We start from the raw sequence: 22,420 nt of genomic DNA on the forward strand, positions 1-22,420 counted from the left end.
AGCAATTTATTTCTAACGGATTTATGGAAAAGTTAAGGCTTGCGCATCATACAGGTAAAATTAAATATCATGACTAAAAAGTTATTATTTATTACCTGCTTTGTTATCGGCCTTGCTCATATAGCCAACGCCGATGAATCTCAAAAGATAGTATCGAAAGTTCAGAAGGTTACCCTGTTTTTAAACGGGGCGCAAGTAACCCGCACATCGGCTGTTAGCATAACGCCGGGTACATCAACACTGGTTTTTGAAGATATCTCGCCCGATATTGATGTGCAAAGCATCCAGGTGCGCGGTGCCGGGGATTTTACCATCTTATCGGTAAAGCACGAAATAAACTACCTTAACTTGCAGCAAAAGCAAAAACAGGTTGAGCAGTTGCAATTGCAGCAAAAGCAGCTGCGCGATAAAATTTCGCTGCTTAATTACGTGCTATCCGTTAACCAGGAAGAGTACAACATGCTGGTAAAAAACCAGGTGGTAAGCGGCCAGAATAGTAACCTGGATGTGTTGAAACTAAAACAGGCGCTCGATTTCCAAACAGCCCGCCTTACTGAAAATAAAAGGAAAGAACAACTAATTAATAATAATATAGCCACTGTTAATACCGAACTACAGCGTTACGATAAACAAATAGCGGATATACGTAAAAGCAGCGGCATTACCGATGCCACCAGTAATATACTGGTAACGGTTTCGGCAAAGGCGGCTTTGCAATCTCAATTTACGTTAACCTATCTGGTTAATAACGCCAGCTGGTACCCTACCTACGATATCAGGGCGAAAAATGTGAATAGCCCTATCACCATATCATATAAAGCAAATGTTACCCAGCAAAGCGGCGAGGACTGGAAGAATGTAAAGCTGACGCTATCTACAGGTAACCCAACCGTTAGTGGCGGAAAACCGGAGCTGACACCATATTATTTAAATTATGGTATGTATTACGCAGGGCAGCAATCGTCTATTACTAAGGTAACAGGCAGGATATCCGGACAGGATGATCATCAACCTGTTACTGGTGTTTCTATTCGTGTTAAGGGAACATCTATAGGCACGCTGTCGGATGCAGCCGGTAATTATTCGATACAGGTACCAAGCAGCAGTGCCATTTTAGAATATAGTTCCCTTGGCTACGAAAAAACAGAGCGTACCGCGCAGGCAGTACTTAATGTTGATCTGAAACCATCGGTAAATTCTCTAAATGAGGTTGTAGTATTGGGATACGGTTCATCGGAGAATAAGGATTATTCAAGTTCATTGCAAGGAAAATCCGCAGGTTTAAAAATCCGCGGTAATTCCAGTATTCAATCTACCCCAATTGAAGTTCAACAGGTTGAAAACCAAACCAACGTTGAGTTTAACATTGCCAACCCATACAGTGTTCCAAGCGATGGTAAACAATATTTGGTGGAGATAAGTGAAGTAAATACCGAAGCCACCTACCAGTACTTTGTAGCGCCAAAACTAAGCACCGATGTATTTTTAACCGCCCGCATCACCGACTGGAACAAATACAATTTTTTATCAGGCGAGGCCAACCTTTTCTTTGAAGGTACATTTATTGGTAAATCGCTGATAGATACTTATGCTACCGGCGATACCTTAAATTTATCGTTGGGCACCGATAAAAATATTGTGGTAACCCGTACCTTGCAAAAGGACCTTACCGAAAAGCAAATTTTTGGCGGCAACAAAAAAGAAACCCGCGACTGGCTTATCACAGTGAAGAACCGGAAGAACCAGCCTGTGAGTTTATTGGTAGAAGACCAGGTACCGGTAGCGCAAAACTCGGCTATCGAGGTTGATACGCAGGATATAAGCGCTGCCGAAATGGATAAGCTTACCGGCAAGCTGTCGTGGAACCTTAATTTAAAACCACAGGACGACAAGCAGCTTAAATTAAAATATCAGGTTAAATATCCAAAAAACCAGTTAGTTATAGTACAATAGTAAATAATCAATGAAGGATCTGTTACCCGATATCACCAACCAGTTAAACGATGTACTACGCGGCCTGCGCTTTTTTGTACCCGAGCTGTACTTAACCGCGTTGTTTGTTATTGTACTGGTAACAGATCTTTTATTTGGCAAGCGGTCTGCGGCGTTATGCCGTGCGGTATCAATTGGCGGTATGTTCATAGTCATTGTGCAGGTGCTAAGCCAAAAAACCAGTCTGCATGCCAATGAAACGGCCAGATTTTTTAGCGATATGCTGTTGCTGCACGGGCCGGGTATTGTTTTTAAGCTGATCATTGATGTGCTGGCGTTTATCCTGCTGATCTATTTTGCCTGGGATAATAAGCTTAAAGAGCATAAAAAAGGCCTGTCGGATCTGTATAGCATCGTAATTGGTTCGGTGCTGGGCTTGCACCTGATGGTGATGGCCGTAAACCTGTTGTCCATCTACCTGGCCATCGAGATGGTTTCCATCGCATCATACCTGCTGGCAGCCTACCACACCGGTAATGCAAAAAGTAGCGAGGCCGGTTTAAAGTATGTATTATTTGGCGCGGCATCGTCGGCCATAATGCTCTACGGAATCTCGCTGATCTATGCGTTTAGCGGTTCATTAGATATCTTTTCGCGCGAAATGCAGGAAGGCTTGCTCCAAACGAACCATATGAGCGTGACGTTTGGTATGATGCTGATATTGCTCGGCATCGGTTTTAAACTATCGCTGGTGCCCGCCCACTTTTACGTGCCCGATGTTTACGAAGGCGCCGCTACACCCGTTACGGCTTATCTTTCTACCTTACCAAAAATAGCCGCCTTTGCCCTGCTGGTGAATTTTATCACGCCGTTTATTAGTTCCAGTGGAATGTACATCAACTGGACGGGGTTAAACTTCAGGATGTTGCTTTCTGCAGTGGGCATTGTTACCATGGTAGTGGGTAATTTCGCGGCCGTTTGGCAAAACAGCGTTAAACGTATGCTGGCTTATTCGGGCATAGCGCATACTGGCTTTGCCTTAATGGCGGTGGTTACATTTAGCGGCGAGGGGCTTACCGCGCTAAGTTATTACCTGCTGGTTTATGGTTTGGCAAACATTGCGGCGCTTATGCTGGCCAGTTATTTTGAGAACAATGAGGGCATCACCAGCATGAGCGATTACAAAGGCCTTGGCTTTAAGTACCCGTTGGCTTCGGTTTGTTTTGTTGTGGTGCTGATATCCTTAACGGGCATACCCATCAGCGCGGGTTTTACGGGTAAGGTGTTTGTGTTTTCGGCGGTATATGGTGTTTACCAGCAAACGCATGATGTATGGCTGATGGCCTTATTAATTACCGGCGCGGTTACTACTGTGGTTGGTTTATTCTATTATATCCGCATTCCGCTTAATTTATTTCTGAAAAGAACGGAAATAATTAAAAATGAAGTTTTTTCATCAGGTAACCTGCTTATTTTTTCATCAATAATTGCATTATTGTTAATAATTTTCGGGATATTCCCTGATTTGTTGATTAAATTATTGCAATCATCGTAATTATTATAAAATTTTCGTTTAAAAAATTTATAAATTGAGGCCGTTTTAAATAAATGGTTTTAATTTGATATGAAACGTTACGTACCTTTTTTTGTTATCCTTGTTATTTTAGCACTTACGTTTGCTTTTCCATCGGTAGAGTATGATAAATCTGTAAAATCTAACTTTAATACCGGCGATATTGCCTGGATGCTGATGTCAACAGCCCTTGTTTTAATTATGACCCCCGGACTTGCCTTTTTTTACGGCGGAATGGTAAATAAAAAGAACGTTATCTCAACAATGCTGCAAAGTATTGTTTGTATGGTTATTATTACGGTGCTTTGGGGCATATTTGGCTTCAGTTTAGCCTTCGGCGATAGTATTGGCGGGATAATTGGCAACCCATCAACATTTTTTATGATGAAAGGCATGCTGGGCAATGCCAGCTGGCCTGCGGCGCCAACCATTCCGTTGCTGCTTTTTGCCATGTACCAGTTAAAGTTCGCTATTATCACACCGGCGCTAATTACCGGCGCTTTTGCCGAGCGTATTCGTTTCAACTCTTACATCATCTTCCTGGTGCTGTTCTCCATATTCATCTTCTCGCCATTGGCACATGCAACCTGGCATCCCGATGGGGCATTGGCCAAGTTAGGGGTACTTGATTTTGCCGGGGGAACGGTAGTGCATATGTCGGCAGGCTGGGCGGCACTGGCATCAGCGTTATTCTTAAAGCGCCGTAACGAGGCTAACCACTCGCCTGCGCGTATCACCTATGTAATGATAGGTACCGGCTTGCTATGGTTTGGCTGGTTTGGATTTAACGCGGGTTCGGCATTTGGCGCAAATCATTTGGCGGTAACGGCGCTGGCCACCAGTACAACAGCATCGGCAGCAGGTGGTATCACCTGGATCTTCTTTGATATGCTGCGCGGGCGCAAGCCATCGGCCATGGGCACCTGTATTGGTGCGGTGGTTGGTTTGGTTGCTATAACACCGGCAGCAGGCTTTGTAACCGTTCCGCACTCGCTGGCTATTGGCATCATATCGGCAGTAGTGAGTAACCTGGTAGTAGAATGGCGCACCCGTACCACTATTGATGATACACTGGATGTATTCCCTTGCCATGGGGTGGGTGGTATGGTAGGTATGCTGTTAACAGGGGTATTTGCCAACCAGGCCGTTAACCCGGCAAACGTTACCGGCGACGGCTTGTTTTTTGGCCACACCCATTTGTTTTTTATCCAACTACTTGCGCTTGTAGCCACTTCGTTGTTCTCTTTCTTTGGGTCGATGTTATTATTGAAGATCACTGATATGATATCGCCTCTGCGTGTGTCAAAAGAAGAAGAAGAACTTGGGCTGGATATCAGCCAGCATGGGGAGCGGTTGTAGAGTTGCCCGCATACTTCGCGTCTCTTGATGAATGTATTGTTCTTGTCAAGCCCTGCTTTTCAGCAGGGCTTTTTTATTTTATATTTGAATAACAAAACCCTGCATCATGAAAAGCCTTTTATCTTTCCTTCTTTTGTCTTTAATATTCATCCAAACTAAAGCACAGGAAATCCCAGCGGATAGCGGCGTATTCCTGCTGCACAAGTTTGAGCAGCATATTGGTAAGGAAACGTATAAAGTTTATAACTATAAGGATCAGAAGAAATATGTGGTCGACTTTAAGTTTGTAGACAGGGGCAGCGCGGTACCATTGAAGGCCACGCTAAAGGTAAACCCCGTTGCAGACCCAATCGAACTGGTTGTAAAAGGGAACACCTCCAGGTTTTCTACCATTAACGATTCCATCAGCATAAAAGGCAGTGTTGCCAATATCAGGGTAAGCGATTCTGTTTTTATAAAGAATATTTCGGGTTTCACTTTCCCGGTAACCGGTTACTCGCCGGCGACCGTGCAGCAGGTATTGCTGCAATACTGGAACAATAAAAAACAGCCCGCAAGCATTAACACCCTGCCTTTTGGTGCCTTGCAGATAACAAAGACCGGCATTGATAACCTTACTTTCAACGGTAAACCGATAACCTTTAACCGCTATACTATCAGTGGATTGATATGGGGTAACGAATTGGTTTGGACGGATAATGCGGGCAAACTCATATGCATCCTCACCATTGATGCCGAGGGTGACAAAATCGAAATGATGCGCGAGCAGTACGAAACCCTGCTGCCCGAACTGATAAAACGCGCTGCTGGTTATGGTATGGAAGCGTTTGCTAAAGCAACACCGGCCACCAAAGCTAAATCAAACATCATAGCTATTACAGGCGGCACTATTGTCGACGTAGAGCGGGGCACATCGCGCCCCAATAGTTTAATAGTGATACAGGACGGGGTGATCAAATACATAGGCCATAAGTTGGTTAAGGCAATAGGGCAAATTGGCGGCGAAAAGATCCCTAAGGGCGCGCAGGTTATTAATGCCACCGGCAAAACCATTATACCCGGCCTGTGGGATATGCACGCCCATTTTGAACAAACCGAATGGGGGCCGGCCTACCTGGCCGCGGGCGTAACCACCGTACGCGATTGCGGTAACGAGCTTGGTTTTATCGATGCCATACAGCAAGCTATCGATAGCGGTAAGGGTATAGGCCCTAAGATATTAATGGCCGGTATTATTGATGGCAAAGGCCCAATGGCGTTAGGCATTATCCAGGCGGATACCAAAGAAGAAGCCATAAAAGCAGTGGACACGTATAAGGCTAAAGGCTTCGCGCAAATAAAAATTTACAGTTCAACAAAACCGGCTATTGTTAAGGCGATATGTGATGAGGCCCATAAAGTAGGGCTGACCGTTACGGGGCATATCCCCAACGGAATGACACTGATAGCCGGCGTTGATTCGGGCATGAACATGGTGAACCACATACAGTATGTGTACAGCATCATGAAGAAGAACAAAGACAGATCTGTCAATTTTGATGACAGCGTTAGCGTAGCGGTCATCAAATTCATCAAAGATCATCACACGGTTATCGACCCTACCGTTGGCGTTTACGAGCTGGCCTACCGCAATGTAAAAGATGATATCACCAAACTGGAGCCGGCGTTTTACACTTTGCCATTAGCGCTGCAAACCCAGTTTAAAACCTATGGACAGGATTCGGCTACGGTTGCCAGGATAGCGCCCATGTTGAAGAGCATGAAAATGATTGTGAAAAAACTACACGATGCCGGCGTGCCTATCGTAGCCGGTACCGATATGGGGTTCCCGGGCTTTAGCGTTGCCCGCGAGTTGGAGATCTATGTAGAAGCAGGCCTAACCCTGGCGCAGGCCCTAAAAACCGGTACCATCACACCCGCCGAAGTAATGGGGCTGGACAAGCAAACGGGTTCTATCGCCGCAGGTAAAATCGCGGATATTATTATTATAGACGGCAACCCTTTAATCAACATCAGCAATGTGCGTAATGTTAAAGTGGTGATAAAAGGCGGCAAGGTTTACGACCCGGGTGTGTTGCATAGAATGGTTGGGTTTAGTAAGTAAACGGCATGGAAAACGAGTTAGTTACATTATATCGGCCGGTTGGGCCAAAGGAATTAAAGTTAATAGAAGATTCTGGTTGGAAGAGATTCCCTAAAAGGTTAATGGAGCAACCAATATTTTATCCCGTGATGAACGAGGAATATGCGATACAAATTGCACGTGATTGGAATGTGCCTGCATCGGGTTCAGGTTATGTAACCAAATTTGAGTTAACAGCTGATTATCTTAAAAAATACAAGATACAAAATGTTGGCGGGCCGGTGCATGATGAACTATGGGTGCCTGCGGAGGATTTAGAAGAGTTTAATGATCATATCGTTGGTGATATAGTCGTTACCAAGTCGTTTTATGCTGAATAAAATAAACAAACCGATTTCTTCCATGGCGGCTTGCTGGTGACAACACCAAAAAGGGCGTGTGGAATTGTCAGTCTGAGTTTGTCGAAGGCTTGGCAAAGCGGCTAATGGTTCGACAGGCTCACCATGACAGGCTATTTTCTGTACAACTCCGGTTTAAACCGCTTAGCCAATAAACCGGTTGCTTTTTCGGTATCGATCTCCGCGACAATAATGCCTTCCTCGCCGTAGGCCTGGTAAGCAATGCATTTGCCATCGGGCGCTATCAATGATGTGGCTGCCTCCGGGTACCTCATGGTATAGCCAACACTGGCAAAGTAAATGGTATTTTCCAGCGCGCGCATCATCATGGCTTTTTCGTAGTAGGGGCTGTTGATGTTGCCCCAATCAGTCAATTGCACACCTTTTACATCGCTGCCTGATAGGTGCGGGTGAAAAACTACCTGTGCACCCTCGCGCGCTGCCCAGCGTACCGATTCGGGGTAGCGGAAACCCTCGTGGCAAATGGTAATGCCAAACTTTAAGCCGTCAATTTCAAACAGGCTGCGTTGGGTGCCGGGTGACCAAACTGTATCTTCGGATGGGTCTAACTGGTTTTTGGTTTGATAGCCCAATATCTCGCCTTTGGCAGATATAACATGCGCAAGGTTCAGAAATTTATCGCCCTCGTACCAATCCATCGGCATAATGATAGCTATAGTATTATCGGCAGCAATCCTGCAAACCTTTTCCAATGCTCCCTGCAATTCTTCAGGCGAGGCTTTTGCTACTTTAACATCTGCCAGCGGGTAACCGGGAATAAATGTTTCGGGGAAGCAAATGATCCCGGCGCCTTGTTGTGCGGCGTTTTTTGTTAACTTTTCGGTTTTAGCTAAACCGTCGGCAATTGATCTTGGAAATATAGGGGAGGCAAGCGCTATTTTCATGCACGTAAATTTAGCAAAACAGCAGGCTTGCCGCCTTATTTTTCACAAACTTTTCAGATACTTTATGGTCTGCGGGATCTGCGCGGCATGGTCAGGGCTTTCATCCTCAATAAAGTAATGCTTAACACCAACCTGTTTGGCGGCTTTTAATACTTCGGGTACGTTGATCTGGCCGGTTCCCAGGGCTACGTCGTTTTTGATGTCGGTGCCGCCGGTAAGGTCGTTAGCAATGCCCTTGCGGATGTCTTTCAGGTGAATAAGTTTCCATCGGGTTGGGTATTTCAGCAGCAATGCGGCAGGGTCGGCACCGCCGTGAAACGCCCAAAGCATATCCAGCTCGAACGATACATATTTCGGATCGGTGTTTTTAGCGATATAGTCGAACAGGGTGCCGTCTTCGTACGGGCCAAATTCATAACCATGGTTGTGGTAGCAAAGGGTGATACCGTTTTCCTGCAGCACTTTGCCGCCTGAGTTAAAGTCGGCTACCGCTTTTTTTGCATCATCAATAGTAAAGGTATCTCCATGGGGGATCCAGGCCACCATTACGTATTTGGAGCCAAATATTTTGGCAAGCTTTACTGCTTCTTGCGGGTTAGTGGCAATAATGTTATAATCCAGCCCGATAGATGGCATGCTGATACCACGCTCATCAAGCATTTTCTTAAATTCTTCGGGGCTAATGTTCGCCGGGTTAGGGCCTTCCATCTCGGTAATGCCCAAAGCTTTTACAGTATCCAGCGTAGCAGCGACACCATTTGAGAAGCTGGCGCGATAGGTATAAGCCTGCACACCCATAGGCATATCAAACAACGGTTTAATTTTTGGCGACGAGCAGGAAAAAGCGATTAAAGAGAAAATTGCTACAAGTAATTTTTTCATGGGGTTGACGATTGGTTAAATCAAATTTAACGTTTTTGCAATGGCCTCAAAATGCGCGATTGTTAAGCATTATAAAATGATAAAATCGTATCAGTTTTGTTGGAGTTTTCCACATCGTAAAAAATACTAACTAATGACAATATGTTTAAACACTATATAAGATAAAATTTTACCTTTGCATGCTCATTCCCAATCATGAGCGATCAGATTAAACATGAATGCGGTGTGGCATTTATCCGCCTTTTAAAGCCACTCTCTTTTTACCAGAAAAAGTACGGTACTGCACTGTACGGACTAAACAAGCTTTACCTTTTAATGGAAAAACAGCACAATCGCGGGCAAGATGGCGCGGGCGTTGCTACCATTAAACTGGATATTGAGCCTGGTAAACGGTACATCAGCAGGCACCGGTCGATGGCATCGAACGCGGTCGCTGACATCTTCGAGTACATCCAGAAGAAATTTGCCGAGATACAAAAGGAAACGCCTGAAAAAATGGCCGATACCGAATGGCTCAAAGAACATGTAAGCTTTACCGGCGAAGTGTTATTGGGCCATTTGCGTTATGGTACGCATGGTAAAAACAGTATAGAGAACTGCCACCCTTTTCTGCGCCAAAACAACTGGATGACCCGTAACCTGGTTATTGCCGGTAACTTTAACATGACCAATGTTGACGAATTGCTGCAGCAACTGTACGACCTTGGCCAGCACCCTAAAGAGAAAGCCGATACCGTAACCGTATTGGAAAAGATAGGCCACTTTATTGATACCGAGAACCAGGGCCTATTTGACCAGTACAAACGCGAAGGACTTGACGATAACATGGAGATTAGCAAACTCATTGCTAACGATATGGATGTTGCCAAGATCTTAAGGAAATCTGCCAAGAACTGGGATGGTGGATACACCATTGCAGGGATACTGGGCCACGGCGATGCATTTGTAATGCGCGACCCGGTCGGTATACGCCCCGCGTTTTATTATTATAATGATGAAATAGTGGTTGCCGCTTCCGAGCGCCCCGCTATTATGACGGCCTTTAATATTCCCATCGAGGACATTCGCGAGATAAAACCCGGCCATGCTCTAATAGTAAAAAAGAACGGCAAGATAACCGAGGATATGTTTAGCGAGCCGTTAGAGAAAAAGGCCTGCTCGTTCGAGCGCATCTATTTCTCGCGCGGCAGCGATGCATCTATCTACAAAGAGCGTAAACAACTGGGCAGGTTGCTTTGTCCGCAGATATTGGGCGCTGTAGATAACGACGTTAAGAACACGGTATTTTCTTATATCCCCAACACTGCCGAAGTTGCTTTTTACGGCATGGTAGAGGGTGTCCATAAATACATAAAAAAATACCAACGCGACAGGTTACTGAACCGCGACGATAAAATTAGCGAGGAAGAGTTGACGGAAGTTTTAGCGCTTGCCCCACGTGTGGAGAAGATTGCTATTAAGGATGTGAAGCTCCGCACCTTTATTACCCAGGATGCCGACCGCAGCGAAATGGTTGCCCATGTTTACGATACCACTTACGGTTTAATAAACAAAGATGCCGACACCTTAGTGGTGCTGGATGATTCCATTGTACGTGGTACTACGCTTAAACAAAGCATCCTGAAGATCCTTGACCGCCTTGGCCCTAAAAAGGTAGTGGTGGTATCATCTGCCCCGCAGATCCGTTACCCGGATTGCTATGGCATTGATATGTCGCGCATGGGCGAGTTTGTGGCTTTTGAGGCTGCGATTAGTTTACTGAAAGAGCAAGGCAAAGAGAATATCATTGTTGAGGTTTACCAGAAATGTAAGGATAGCTCTAAACTGGCTAAAGAAGATGTTGAAAATTACGTAAAGGCCATCTACGCGCCATTTACCGACCAGGAGATCTCTGACCGTATTGCTAAGATCATCACCCCGCCAAATATTAAGGCTAAGGTGCAAGTGCTTTACCAAACCCTTGATAATTTGCACATAGCCTGCCCCGACCATGCCGGCGACTGGTACTTTAGCGGCGATTACCCAACCCCGGGCGGTAACAAAGTTGTAAACCGCGCCTTTGTTAACTGGATGGAAGGTAATAACCAAAGGGCTTATATGTAAGATTAGTGATTAGAGGTTTGTGATTAGAGATTAGTAGCAAACTCTTATAACAAAAAGAGCGATAGGTTTCTATCGCTCTTTTTTGTTTCCGTTTTTGTCATCCTGAACGATAGTGAAGGATGTATTAGCGAACTGTGCACAACCGCATGTATAGCGGCGAATAGATGCTTCACTATCGTTCAGCATGACAAAGTAAAATAGGTTTACTCCTCCGCTAACCAGCGGAGGCTTCGTTTAACTCACCGCCGGTGCCGAAAATATAAAATGCGTAACCAGCCTGTCTATCAGTACCAATGATGCGATGATGAGCGCGATACCGGCAATTTCGTTTAGGCGGTGTACAAATTTTGGAGATATTTTTTGCCGGAGTTTATTGGCGTAAAAGGCTTTAACGGTATCCAGCCCGAATTGAATAATAAGGATGGTGAGGAACATGACCGCTATTTTGGCGGTACGGTGGTGCACACCCGCGTGAAACTGCGTACTGGCCACGCCGATAACCACCGTCCAGTGAAGCAACACGGTGGGGTTAAAAATGCACATCACAAAGCCTTTAAAAAAATAGCCCGCGTGGTTTATTTTATTGGGGATGGTGTTTTTGTAGTTAACATCGGCTTTTTTGAAGATGTAGTAAATGCCGATAGTGAATAATATGATGCTGCCTACTATACCGGCTATGGTTTTATCGTGTGCGGAGATATCAAAATATTGCGAGCCGTATAGTATGGCGCCCACAAAAACCATATCACTCATTACTACACCAAGGGCAAGCGAGAGGCCAGCATGAAAACCCTTTTCAATACTGGTTTTTATCAGAGCAAAGAAGACCGGGCCTGTTATAAACGTGAGCACTAATCCAAATCCAATTCCCGAAATAATGGCTTCTATCATTATATAGGCTTATATGTCCTGCTTAATCATACAGGTAAAAAATCAGGACACTAATATGCAACTTTTATCTGTTAAACAATAAAACTTAATGTTGTGATTTATATTTTGAAAAAATTATAGCCATAATTATAAAATTTGATTTATGTTTAGTGTTTCAAACACACCAATAGTATTAACCTTAATTAACAATGGAAAAAACAAACTCGAAGAGTAATGGATCGGCGTTGTATACGCTGGTAACAGTATTTTTCTTTTGGGGCTTTTTAGCGGCCTCGAACGGAATATTCATACCTTTTTGCAAAGCGCATTTTCACCTAAGCCAATTCGAATCACAATTGATCGATTTTACTTTTTATGGTGGTTATTTCATCGGGTCGCTGATACTTTACTTTGCTTCATCGGCAACCAAGGTTGATATCCTGAATAAGATAGGTTACAAAAACGGTATCATTTACGGTTTGTTAATCTCGGCTGTTGGTGCTTTGATCATGATCCCGGCTATTAACTCCGGTTCGTTCGCGTTTATACTATTTACCTTTTTTGTAATAGCCTTAGGTTTCTCGTTACAGCAAACCGCGGCCAACCCCTTTGTGGTTGCCCTGGGCAGCGCCGAAACGGGTACCCACCGTTTAAATTTTGCCGGTGGTGTAAATAATTTCGGCAGTATTTGGGGGCCGGTTATTGTAGGTATTGTGCTTTTTGGTTCGGCATCTGCTAAAATACCCGCTGCTGATGTTAAAATAGCATCGGTAAATAACCTGTATTTAATATTGGCAGGTTTATTTATAGCCGTAGCAATTTTCTTTTGGGTATCGAAATTACCACGTGTAACCAGCGACGAAAAGATAGAGCCAAGCAATAAGGCCAACAGGCCTTTAGGCGTTATTTTTATAGCATTCCTGCTGATATTGGCTGCAGGCCCGGTAAGTACTTACTTTGGTAACAAAGCCGCAAAGGAAAACAATGTCACTGTAAATACGCAGTTATATAAAGATCATGGCGGCGAAACTTTAGAGCAAATAAATAATATTAAAAAAATCACCCCGCAGGAAAAGGCCGATTTTATATTTTATGTTAAACATGTAAACCAGTATAAATCGTACATGGTATATGCATCGCTTGCCATTATCCTGATCACCTTACTTACAACCATATCTACCAGCAGCAAACATAAAGAAGGCTGGGGCGCTATGCAGTATCCACAGCTTATTTTGGGTATGCTGGCTATATTTACATATGTGGGGGTCGAAGTTACCATCCAAAGTAATATGGGGGCCTTGCTCGAAACACCCAAGTTCGGCAACTTTACTACCGACCAGGTAGCGCCATTTATTTCTCTTTATTGGGGCAGCTTAATGATAGGCCGCTGGACTGGTGCTATCGCTGCCTTCAACCTTACTAAGCAGGTTAAATTTTTACTTACCGTAATAGTGCCATTTATTGCATTTGGCGTTGTATTGCTTGTTAACGGCATCAGCGGTACTAACGTAAGCACCTTTTACCCATACGCAGGCTGTGTGGCTATCCTGATCATAGGATTTCTTATCGGTAACCAAAAACCGGTACGTACCCTGGCTATATTCGGCGTATTAGGCGCTGTGTTTATGATCATTGGCTTATTAACCACAGGTATGGTTGCCGTATTTGCGTTCATTAGCGGTGGCTTATGTTGTTCTATCATGTGGCCTTCCATCTTCTCCTTATCGGTTACCGGTTTGGGTAAATACACCAGCCAGGGATCGGCATTTTTAATTATGATGATCCTGGGTGGCTCTATCATTCCGCCGGTACAGGGCATCCTTGCAGATACAGCAGGTATCCATAATTCATACATTATCCCGGTTATTGGCTTTGCTTACCTGGCGTTCTTCGCCCTTAAAGCCGGCTCGATATTAAAGGGGCAAGGTATCGATGTAGATAACATGGAAGCATCAGGAGGACACTAATTTATTAATCATTGTGTCATTTGCTTCGCTGTCATTGAGTCATTTTTTAATAATGATGCAATGACTCAATGACCCAATGACCCAATGATACAACATGAAACCAAGTTTCGAAAATATTTTCATGAACCTGGCAACCGACCTGGCCAAACGCTCGCACTGCGTTAAGGCCCAGGTCGGTGCCGTTTTGGCTAAAGACACGCGCATTATATCCATTGGGTATAACGGCCCGCCTGCGGGTACCCACAACTGCGACGAGGAATGGCCGGGACAAGGCTGCGCCCGCGACTCTAAAGGCAGCTGCTCTCTTGCCCTGCACGCAGAAGAGAATGCTATACTTTACGCCGTTAAGAACGGAGCAAACCTGGAAGGCGCCACACTGTATACCACGTTATCGCCCTGCCTGCCATGCGCCAGGCTCATTTTTTCCGCAGGTATAAAACAAGTTTACTTTGATAAATCGTACGCCCAGTACAAAGGCCTCGCCAGCGATGAAGGTGTTGATTTTTTGAACAGGTTTGGGGTAAATGCGGTAAAATCGGGAGAGTAAGGGGGTGAAAAATAAAGAGGCAAGAGCCAAGTATAAAGGGTTGTGGTTTAATTAAAGTCTGCCTGCTCATTCGCCGCAGAGGGCTATTACTTTGTCTTGATACAAAGTAATCAAAAATCAAGACAGAAAAAAGCTTCCCCGCACAGGCCTTTACCTTTTGGCCCGCTTTTCTGTCAGGCCACCGCTCGTTCATTATTTATCTGACGAAATTGGCTTTGGGGGCTAAGCCTGACGAACGGAACGTTAGCTCTACTATTGCGGCCTTAGCGCGTTGCGGATAGTACAGACACTGACTTAGCACATACTTTGACAGCGACGCGGTACAGCCGCGTGTTTTTTCTTTGGTTCGTTTCTTTTTTGCGACAAAAAAGAAATGAACATCCACAGGCTTTACAACTTATAACTGCCCTTCCTAACAAAGAACTGATCGACAATAAGTCTAAAGAGATTTCTACGTCACTATAACTCCACATAATGATGCGCGGAAATGTCTCTTTACTTTCGACTTAGAACTTTCGACTAACGACTTAAAACTTCAACCCCTCTACCTTATCAAGCGCAAACTGCAGTTGCTCATCCGGTGTTAGGTTGGTATTATCCAACACAATGGCATCTTTAGCGCGTACAAGGGGGCTTTCTTCGCGGGTGGTGTCCTGGTAATCGCGGTGGGCTATGTTCTCAAAGATCTCTTCCAGGGTAACATCCGGGTTTTTCAGGTGGATCTCGTCATAACGGCGCTGGGCGCGTACGGCCGGGTCGGCGGTCATGAATATTTTTACGGGGGCGTCCGGGAAAACAGCGGTACCAATATCGCGGCCATCCATCACAATATTTTTTGATTTGCCCATGCGTTGTTGCTGCTTCACCATTTCGCGGCGCACTTCCTTAAGGGCCGATACCTCGCTCACCTTTTCGGATACAGGCATCTGGCGGATCTCTTCCGAAACTTCCTCATCATTAAGCGTGATATGAGTTTCGTAATCGCGCGAGTGGAAGTTGAGGTGGATGTTGTTTAAGGCTTCTTCTATTTGCGCGTGGTTATGCGTATCAATATTGTTCCTTAAAAAATACAGGGCTACGGCACGATACATGGCGCCGCTATCAACATAAATATAATGGAGCTTTTTGGCCAATGCCTTGGCCAGCGTGCTTTTACCACATGATGAGTAGCCGTCGATAGCTACCACGATATTATTGCTCATCGGGGAACGAAGTTACGTATTTTAGTGATTAGTTAACCGGTGATTGGTGATTAGATAGAAAGAATAACTATTAACTAATTAACTAATCGCTAATCACTAATTCACTATCTTCAACCCCATGAACTTAAACAAGGCCGACCTGCAACGGGAAATTTCTTACAAAACATCGCGCAGCGGGGGCAAAGGGGGCCAAAATGTAAACAAGGTATCTACCAAGGTAGAACTGCTTTTTTCTATTGATGGCAGCATCCTGTTCACCGATGAGGAAAAGCTTTTGCTGAATGAAAAGCTGCAAACACGTTTTAATAAGGATGGCCTTGTGCAGGTAATATGTGATGAAGAGCGCAGCCAATACCTGAACAAAGAGATAGCGGTAGAACGCCTGATCGTATTGCTAACAAACGCCCTGCATAAACCAAAAGTGCGCAAACCCAGCAAAGTTAGCCGCGCGGCAAAACTGGCCCGCCTGGGCAATAAAAAGATCCAATCGGCCAAAAAGGCCGACCGTAAAAAAGATTTTGACTATTAATTAAACCTGTACAACACCGTTACCGACCCCCACTGGTGGGTGCTTTTAACCATCTGCTTCACTTCGCGGGTATTGATGACCGCGCCAATATCAAACACAAAGCGGCTGGTGGTAAATGCTACACCAAGCTGGTTGCTAAAAACAAGATGGTTAATATCGCCAACAATCTCCTGTGTGCCGGGTTCGGGGTGGTCTTTAAAAATATTCCCTTGTACGGTGGCATCATATAACACCGCGTTTATCTGAGGTTTATAGTAAAAGAAAACCTCGTTTTTGTGCAGCAAACCGGCATTTGCGTTTTTGCTTACCGTGCTTTGTGTGCTTACCGATTGAAATAACTGGTTAAAGTTACCTAAACGGATCATCGGGCCTACACCCGCGGCATTAAAGCCTGTGCCGGTATTAACGTAGCCCGAAAAGGTCAGATCGGCCCATGATGAACGGGCAAGCAGTTTGTTTACTTCGGCGCTTAAATTTAACTGCGGAGCGTTGCGTACCTGGTATTGCCAGCTGTTTAGTTCGTAAAAACCAAAAGTGTTATGGATGAGTTTCTGCACTGCATACCCACCGGCTGCGGGGCCAACAACGCCAACCCTGGCACCTAATTTGACGGTGGTTTCGTTTTTGTATAAAATATTTGCCGAAGCGCCAAGGTATAAATATCCGGCGAAAGGCCTGTCGACCTCTGCTGCCGAAGGTAATTGCCCCGACTGTGCATTGTAGATCTTTTGCCCTAACTCCAGCCCAAACACCGCGTTCGCCATGTTGCTTTTTAACTTAGCGCCATCAATAGCGTGGCGATAATTAAGGAAAAAGCCGTTGGTGTAATAACGGTCTGACCCCTGGCCGAGGAAAGAATCGTTATCAGATTTAAAACCTATTTCGTTGCCGCGGCTTTGTGCATATGCGCCAATGCCGCTAAGCAGGCATAAGGCTAACAGGAAAAATTTCTTCTTCATTTTGAAATTAAAGGGTGCGCTAATGTAAAAAAAGCAGGGGTAATTTCCCGCTTTATTTTAAAACGCATAACCAAAACTTACATACGGCCAATAAGGTAAAAACTCTTCTGAGCTAAATAACGGGCTCACGCCCGCTTTAAATGAAAGGCCACCATCAATTGGTTGATAACAATAGCAAAAATTTAAAGCTCTTATAAGTTACGCTAAGGTAAATGAATTATTCCGTAAACTATTTTTACGTTGGTGAATTACCAAAAAAACCGACAGGGTTTTCCTGTCGGTTTCGTTCCCCTGTTTAGAGGGGGGGGGTAGGTGTTAATAACCCTATTTCAAGAGGTGAACCTAAATTTTAATTCAATGCGGGTTTAACTTCCTTTTCTTTAACCGTCAGATCAAGCGGCTCGCTCACCAGGTCGGTTAGCAGGGCCAGGTTAATTACCTCGCGCATATCGGTAACGTAATGGAATTTAAGGTCGGTAATGTAATCTTCCTTAATTTCCAGGATATCTTTCTGGTTTGATCTGCACAGGATGATCTCCTTGATATTTGCACGCTTAGCCGCCAGGATCTTCTCTTTGATGCCGCCTACAGGCAATACACGCCCACGCAGGGTGATCTCGCCCGTCATGGCCAGATGTGGTTTTATTTTTCGCTGCGTAAATGCCGATACCAGTGCGGTAAGCATCGTTATACCTGCCGATGGGCCATCCTTAGGCGTAGCGCCGGCAGGTACGTGTACATGCACATCCCATTGTTCAAACAGTTTTGGGTTGATGTTAAAGTAACCGGCATGCGCGCGTAAATAAGCTAACGCGATGGTTACCGATTCCTTCATAACATCGCCAAGGCTGCCGGTAAGGGTTAGCTTGCCATTACCCGGGCTTAAACTGGCCTCGATAAAAAGGATATCGCCGCCAACCGATGTCCAGGCAAGGCCGGTTACCACACCCGCGGTATCATTGCCTTCGTAAAGGTCTTTATCATAAAAAGGTGCACCTAATATTTTTTCGACTTCCTTTTTACTCACCAGCGTGTTATAAGGCTCATCCATGGCAATGTTTTTGGCAACGCCGCGTATTACCGAACCTATCCTTTTTTCCAAAGCACGCACACCCGATTCGCGGGTGTAATCTTCTATCAGTTTTTCAACAACATCGCTTTTTATCACCACATCTTTAGCGGTTAAACCATGTGCTTCGCGTTGTTTGGGTAACAGGTGCCTTTTAGCTATTTCCGTTTTTTCTTCGATGGTGTAGCCGTTAACTTCTATGATCTCCATCCTGTCCAGCAGGGCAGGTTGTATGCTGCTCAATGAGTTTGCGGTGGCGATGAACATCACGTTCGACAGGTCGAAATCCATCTCCACGTAGTTGTCATAAAAAGTGCTGTTCTGTTCAGGGTCAAGAACCTCCAATAAAGCAGATGATGGGTCGCCACGGAAATCGGTACTTACCTTATCTATCTCGTCCAAAATAAAAACCGGGTTAGCCGCGCCTGCCTTTTTTACCGACTGGATGATCCTGCCCGGCATAGCGCCGATATAGGTTTTACGGTGCCCGCGAATTTCGGCCTCGTCCCTTACGCCACCCAAAGCCATCCTTACATATTTACGGCCCAACGCTTTCGCTATTGATTTACCCAATGACGTTTTACCAACACCCGGAGGGCCAACCAAACAAAGGATAGGGGCCTTCATGTTGTGCTTTAGCTTCAGTACCGCCAAATATTCGATTATGCGCTGCTTTACCTTATCAAGGCCAAAATGGTCCTTATCCAGTACCTTTTGAGCGCGTTTAAGGTCAAAGTTATCCTTAGTAAATTCGTTCCATGGCAGGTCGAGCAGCAGTTCCAAATAATTTATCTGCACCGAATAATCTGCCGCGGCAGGGTTAGTGCGGGCCAGTTTTTCAAGCTCTTTGGCAAAATGGGTTTTAACCTCCTTTGCCCATTTCTTTTTAAGCGCGCGTTGGCGAAGGTTCTCTATTTCCAGATCGGGCGAGGTACCGCCCAGTTCTTCCTGGATGGTTTTTAGCTGTTGGTTCAGGAAATAATCGCGCTGCTGTTTATCCAGGTCAACGCGTACCTTGGTCTGGATCTGGTTTTTAAGCTCCAGCATCTGCAGGTCAAGCGTTAAATGCTCCAGCACCATATTTATCCTGTCGCGCAGGCTGGCGGTTTGCAGTAACTGCTGCTTATCGGCCATATCCGCATTCATATTTGATGATATGAAATTGATCAGGAACGATGTGCTCTCGATGTTGCGGATAGCAATACCGGCCTCGCTCGGGATATTTGGCGATAACTGTATAATGTTCATGGCCATGTCTTTAACAGACGATACCATGGCTTTAAATTCTTTATCTTCTTTGGCCTTTATCTCTTTAAAAGGTTCTACAGTGGCCTTAATGTAAGGTTCGCTCTGTACCTCTTCTTTCAGTATAAAACGCTTTTTTCCCTGCAATATCACGGTGGTGTTACCATCGGGCATTTGCAGCATTTTTATGATCAGGGCTATTGTACCAACTTTATTAAGCTGGTTAAAGGTAGGGTCTTCAATGCTTACATCCTGCTGGGCAACAACGCCTATCAGGCGGCTGCCTTTATTGGCATCGCGTATCAGTTTAATTGATTTATCGCGGCCAACGGTAATAGGGATAACAACACCCGGAAACAAAACGGTATTGCGCAGCGGAAGTATAGATATAATATCAGGAACCTGCTCATTATTCATCTCCTCTTCATCCTCTGACGACATCAGCGGGAAAAATTCAGAGTCTTCATTAATGGAAGGCATGGTATTCTTAAAATCGAATGGGTCAAAACTCATCAAGCACCTTTTATGTATGGTTACAACGTCATAATGGCAGGTACGGAAACTCCGCCCATACAAATACGGGTCAATAACCAATAGTTATATATTCAAATATACAGTTTCAAGAGCTATGCCAATATAAGCTAATTAACCATGGTAAATGCCGATGGCTTATAAAGTATTGATTTATTGAACGTTGCGGATATAAAATAAATTCGGGTTGGTTTTTATAAAATTTACGCAAAGTGGAAAAAAAGTCATGCAGGTGCGGAACGGATTGCGCAGTCCACGCACCGTGGGAAAGATCAGAAAATCACATTTAAAAAGAAAAGCCCCGGCTTTGACCGGGGCTTTCTTGCTTTATATATAGATCAGGCAAATCTGCCCGGGAATTGCGTTAGCGCGTAATGGATCTCTTTTAACGTTGGCGACTTACGGTTGAAAAACAGGTTGATCACCAGGCAATTCGTTTTTTCGGTCCTTGTTGATTTTTTATAAGCAATTTTCATGTTAAGAAGCATTTGCAAGTAAATACATAGGGTTGGTTTGAATTTCCGTTTTCATCGGTACGGTCTTTTTGGTCGCGTCTATCTCGCTGTATTTTGCTTTCAACTTGCTCAGCATTTCAAAGCTGAAGGCATCGGCCAACGGCATATGATAGGTGCCTACCGTTTTTGAATGAAGCACCAGGCTGGAAGCAGGAACCCGCAGGTTGCAATGGTTAATGTGGGTTAACCCGGTTACCTCGTCGGTATCAAAAATCACGAAGGTATCTATCTGCCTGCCCGCTTTGTCTGTAAAGATCACAGAGGCGTTTTCCTTAAAATGTGTCATGACTGTCATTATTCCAAAAGCATGCCATTCTTTAGTCAGATATAAAAATAGGCCTTAGCGGTAGCTATTGTAGGATAATACGGACACAGCCCTATACAATATTTTGATAAGTGCGGTTATCCGCTATCTTCTATAGCCCGGCGATTGCATCAGATCTAACAATTAGATGGACGTATCGCAGTCGCCTTTTACCTGGCGAAAAACTGTTTCAATAACACCCCCAACTTATTGATGCCGGATTTATTAAGCGATTGCACAGGGATATACACCAGGCTTTCCAGTTTAAGTTCATCAGGACTATTTGTCTCCCCGCCAGTTATTTTGACCAGGCTGGATGCCCTTTGGGTAGCATCAAAACCATTTGCGCGCAGGTAAGCGATAAGTTTGGCTGGGTTTGCGGTTTCTACAGGTAAAACCCAGTGCGAATTATAATTATTAAGGCTGCCAATTTTTACGCTTCGAGGTAAGTGCTGAAGTATTTGCAGCGCATTGTTCCTGCGTTTTTCTATATTACCGGAGTTAAATGATTCCAAACGGTATTTAATAAGCCCGATGTTACCCGCACACGGCCTGAACCTTATCTTTTCCATAACCTCTGCACCGGGGAAGCCTTTGGTAAAACCGGCAAGTACATCATCAAAATCCCTGCCCCCTGCCATACAAAATTTATAAAAAAGCGTATAAACAACGTTTGTGGTAAGCAATTTTATAATCAAAGCCTTTCGCAGTTTTTTAGCGAATATGCCGGTTAGCTGGACAGGAAGGGTGCTGTTGAAAGTAATAGCTTTTTTGTAGATCCAGTTATTGTTAAACTTCAGCAAAGCGCCTGTTAAAGTTGTATTGGTTTTAATTAACCCGAAGCTGAACATCACCACATCGCTAAGCGGGTTGCCACGGTAAGCATCGCCGGTAAATGCCTGCGCGCAATCTTCTATCACTGTTAAATTATGCTTTTTGGCAAGGGCGACAATTTTCCCGGTATCCATAATGGCACCAAAAAGATGCGTGATGAGTATTGCCCTGGTGTTGGGGGTTATGGCATTCTCCATCTCTTCCGCATTAATGCCAAGGGTGTTTTTATTTAGGGCCAAAGGCACCGATTTTAGCCCGTGCGCATCCAGGATGTTGAACATATCCGGGATGTTGATATTGGTAACCAGTATTTCGGAACCGGGCGGATAGTTAAGTGCACTTAAAACAAGGTGCAGCCCGGTGCGTACCGAGAGGCATATCAGCCCGTCATTAGTTTCGCGGTTCTGCCGGTCTGCTTTATCAGCACTCATACAATAAAGCAGCCCTCTAAAAATGGCTGCATAAGTTATATCGAGTTTGCCGCGGGGAATCATTGCTGTATTGCTTTGTTCAAAGATGCAATAAAATTGGGTATTGGTTATGTTTGCCGCTGAAGCCGGGGCAACAGGGCAAATTCTTTTATTCAAATAAGTTGTATACAATTCTAAAATTA

At 44.7% G+C, this 22,420-nt stretch carries 18 protein-coding genes; 9 read left to right on the top strand and 9 right to left on the bottom strand.

The window, feature by feature from the left end; genetic code table 11:
• The first annotated feature begins 69 nt into the window (after positions 1–69).
• The 5 genes from EWM62_RS03995 to EWM62_RS04015 all read left to right on the top strand — a co-directional run bounded on the left by EWM62_RS03995 (position 70) and on the right by EWM62_RS04015 (position 7,327).
• The gene (locus EWM62_RS03995) at positions 70–1,953 is read left to right on the top strand and encodes a DUF4139 domain-containing protein (RefSeq protein WP_129875370.1); all 1,884 of its coding nucleotides are present in this window, start codon (positions 70–72) and stop codon (positions 1,951–1,953) included.
• Positions 1,954–1,963: 10 nt separating this feature from the next.
• Positions 1,964–3,487, top strand: a complete 1,524-nt coding sequence (locus EWM62_RS04000; protein ID WP_129875371.1) for an NADH-quinone oxidoreductase subunit N — start codon at positions 1,964–1,966, stop codon at positions 3,485–3,487.
• Between the two features lie 69 nt (positions 3,488–3,556).
• Positions 3,557–4,864, top strand: a complete 1,308-nt coding sequence (locus EWM62_RS04005; protein WP_129875372.1) for an ammonium transporter — start codon at positions 3,557–3,559, stop codon at positions 4,862–4,864.
• 106 nt (positions 4,865–4,970) lie between these two features.
• Positions 4,971–6,968: an amidohydrolase family protein gene (locus EWM62_RS04010; RefSeq protein ID WP_129875373.1), complete on the top strand. Its 1,998-nt coding sequence runs from the start codon at positions 4,971–4,973 to the stop codon at positions 6,966–6,968.
• A gap of 5 nt (positions 6,969–6,973) precedes the next feature.
• Entirely contained in the window at positions 6,974–7,327 is a 354-nt protein-coding gene (locus EWM62_RS04015) for a hypothetical protein (protein ID WP_129875374.1), read from the top strand.
• Positions 7,328–7,458: 131 nt separating this feature from the next.
• Here EWM62_RS04015 and EWM62_RS04020 read toward each other — a convergent pair whose 3' ends face one another.
• Complete coding sequence (locus EWM62_RS04020; RefSeq protein ID WP_129875375.1) at positions 7,459–8,250, bottom strand: carbon-nitrogen hydrolase family protein; 792 nt, start codon at positions 8,248–8,250, stop codon at positions 7,459–7,461.
• Positions 8,251–8,292: 42 nt separating this feature from the next.
• A complete protein-coding gene (locus EWM62_RS04025; RefSeq protein ID WP_129875376.1) occupies positions 8,293–9,132 on the bottom strand; it encodes a sugar phosphate isomerase/epimerase family protein in 840 nt (279 codons plus the stop codon).
• 195 nt (positions 9,133–9,327) lie between these two features.
• On the opposite strand from EWM62_RS04025, the gene EWM62_RS04030 reads away from it, so the two are divergent.
• Positions 9,328–11,235 carry a class II glutamine amidotransferase gene (locus tag EWM62_RS04030; protein WP_129875377.1) on the top strand — a complete coding sequence of 636 codons (1,908 nt, stop codon included), beginning with the start codon at positions 9,328–9,330 and terminating at the stop codon, positions 11,233–11,235.
• 234 nt (positions 11,236–11,469) lie between these two features.
• On the opposite strand, the gene EWM62_RS04035 is transcribed toward EWM62_RS04030, so the two are convergent.
• Complete coding sequence (locus EWM62_RS04035) at positions 11,470–12,126, bottom strand: LysE family translocator (protein ID WP_129875378.1); 657 nt, start codon at positions 12,124–12,126, stop codon at positions 11,470–11,472.
• Positions 12,127–12,314: 188 nt separating this feature from the next.
• Here EWM62_RS04035 and EWM62_RS04040 point away from each other — a divergent pair, with 188 nt between their 5' ends.
• Both EWM62_RS04040 and EWM62_RS04045 read left to right on the top strand, forming a co-directional pair.
• Entirely contained in the window at positions 12,315–14,072 is a 1,758-nt protein-coding gene (locus EWM62_RS04040; RefSeq protein WP_129875379.1) for an MFS transporter, read from the top strand.
• Between the two features lie 94 nt (positions 14,073–14,166).
• Positions 14,167–14,619 (top strand): deoxycytidylate deaminase, encoded by a 453-nt coding sequence (locus EWM62_RS04045; protein WP_129875380.1) that lies wholly within the window; start codon positions 14,167–14,169, stop codon positions 14,617–14,619.
• 527 nt (positions 14,620–15,146) lie between these two features.
• Here EWM62_RS04045 and cmk read toward each other — a convergent pair.
• Entirely contained in the window at positions 15,147–15,821 is a 675-nt protein-coding gene (gene cmk, locus EWM62_RS04050) for a (d)CMP kinase (protein ID WP_129875381.1), read from the bottom strand.
• Positions 15,822–15,939: 118 nt separating this feature from the next.
• On the opposite strand from cmk, the gene arfB reads away from it, so the two are divergent.
• Complete coding sequence (gene arfB, locus EWM62_RS04055) at positions 15,940–16,350, top strand: alternative ribosome rescue aminoacyl-tRNA hydrolase ArfB (protein ID WP_129875382.1); 411 nt, start codon at positions 15,940–15,942, stop codon at positions 16,348–16,350.
• Here the strand turns inward: arfB and EWM62_RS04060 are convergent.
• The 5 genes from EWM62_RS04060 to EWM62_RS04075 all read right to left on the bottom strand — a co-directional run bounded on the left by EWM62_RS04060 (position 16,347) and on the right by EWM62_RS04075 (position 22,238).
• Entirely contained in the window at positions 16,347–17,309 is a 963-nt protein-coding gene (locus EWM62_RS04060) for a lipid A deacylase LpxR family protein (RefSeq protein ID WP_129875383.1), read from the bottom strand. The genes arfB and EWM62_RS04060 overlap by 4 nt on opposite strands.
• A 349-nt stretch (positions 17,310–17,658) precedes the next feature.
• Positions 17,659–20,136, bottom strand: coding sequence for an endopeptidase La (gene lon / locus EWM62_RS04065; RefSeq protein ID WP_394342847.1), 2,478 nt, complete (start codon positions 20,134–20,136; stop codon positions 17,659–17,661).
• A gap of 356 nt (positions 20,137–20,492) precedes the next feature.
• Positions 20,493–20,630 (bottom strand): hypothetical protein, encoded by a 138-nt coding sequence (locus EWM62_RS19195; RefSeq protein WP_162499770.1) that lies wholly within the window; start codon positions 20,628–20,630, stop codon positions 20,493–20,495.
• A gap of 1 nt (position 20,631) precedes the next feature.
• The gene (locus EWM62_RS04070; protein ID WP_129875385.1) at positions 20,632–20,955 is read right to left on the bottom strand and encodes a hypothetical protein; all 324 of its coding nucleotides are present in this window, start codon (positions 20,953–20,955) and stop codon (positions 20,632–20,634) included.
• Between the two features lie 188 nt (positions 20,956–21,143).
• Positions 21,144–22,238, bottom strand: coding sequence for a DegT/DnrJ/EryC1/StrS family aminotransferase (locus tag EWM62_RS04075; RefSeq protein ID WP_162499771.1), 1,095 nt, complete (start codon positions 22,236–22,238; stop codon positions 21,144–21,146).
• Positions 22,239–22,420 lie beyond the last annotated feature (182 nt).

The sequence above is a fragment of the Mucilaginibacter terrigena genome, from assembly GCF_004168255.1.
In the GTDB taxonomy this organism is placed as follows: domain Bacteria; phylum Bacteroidota; class Bacteroidia; order Sphingobacteriales; family Sphingobacteriaceae; genus Mucilaginibacter; species Mucilaginibacter terrigena.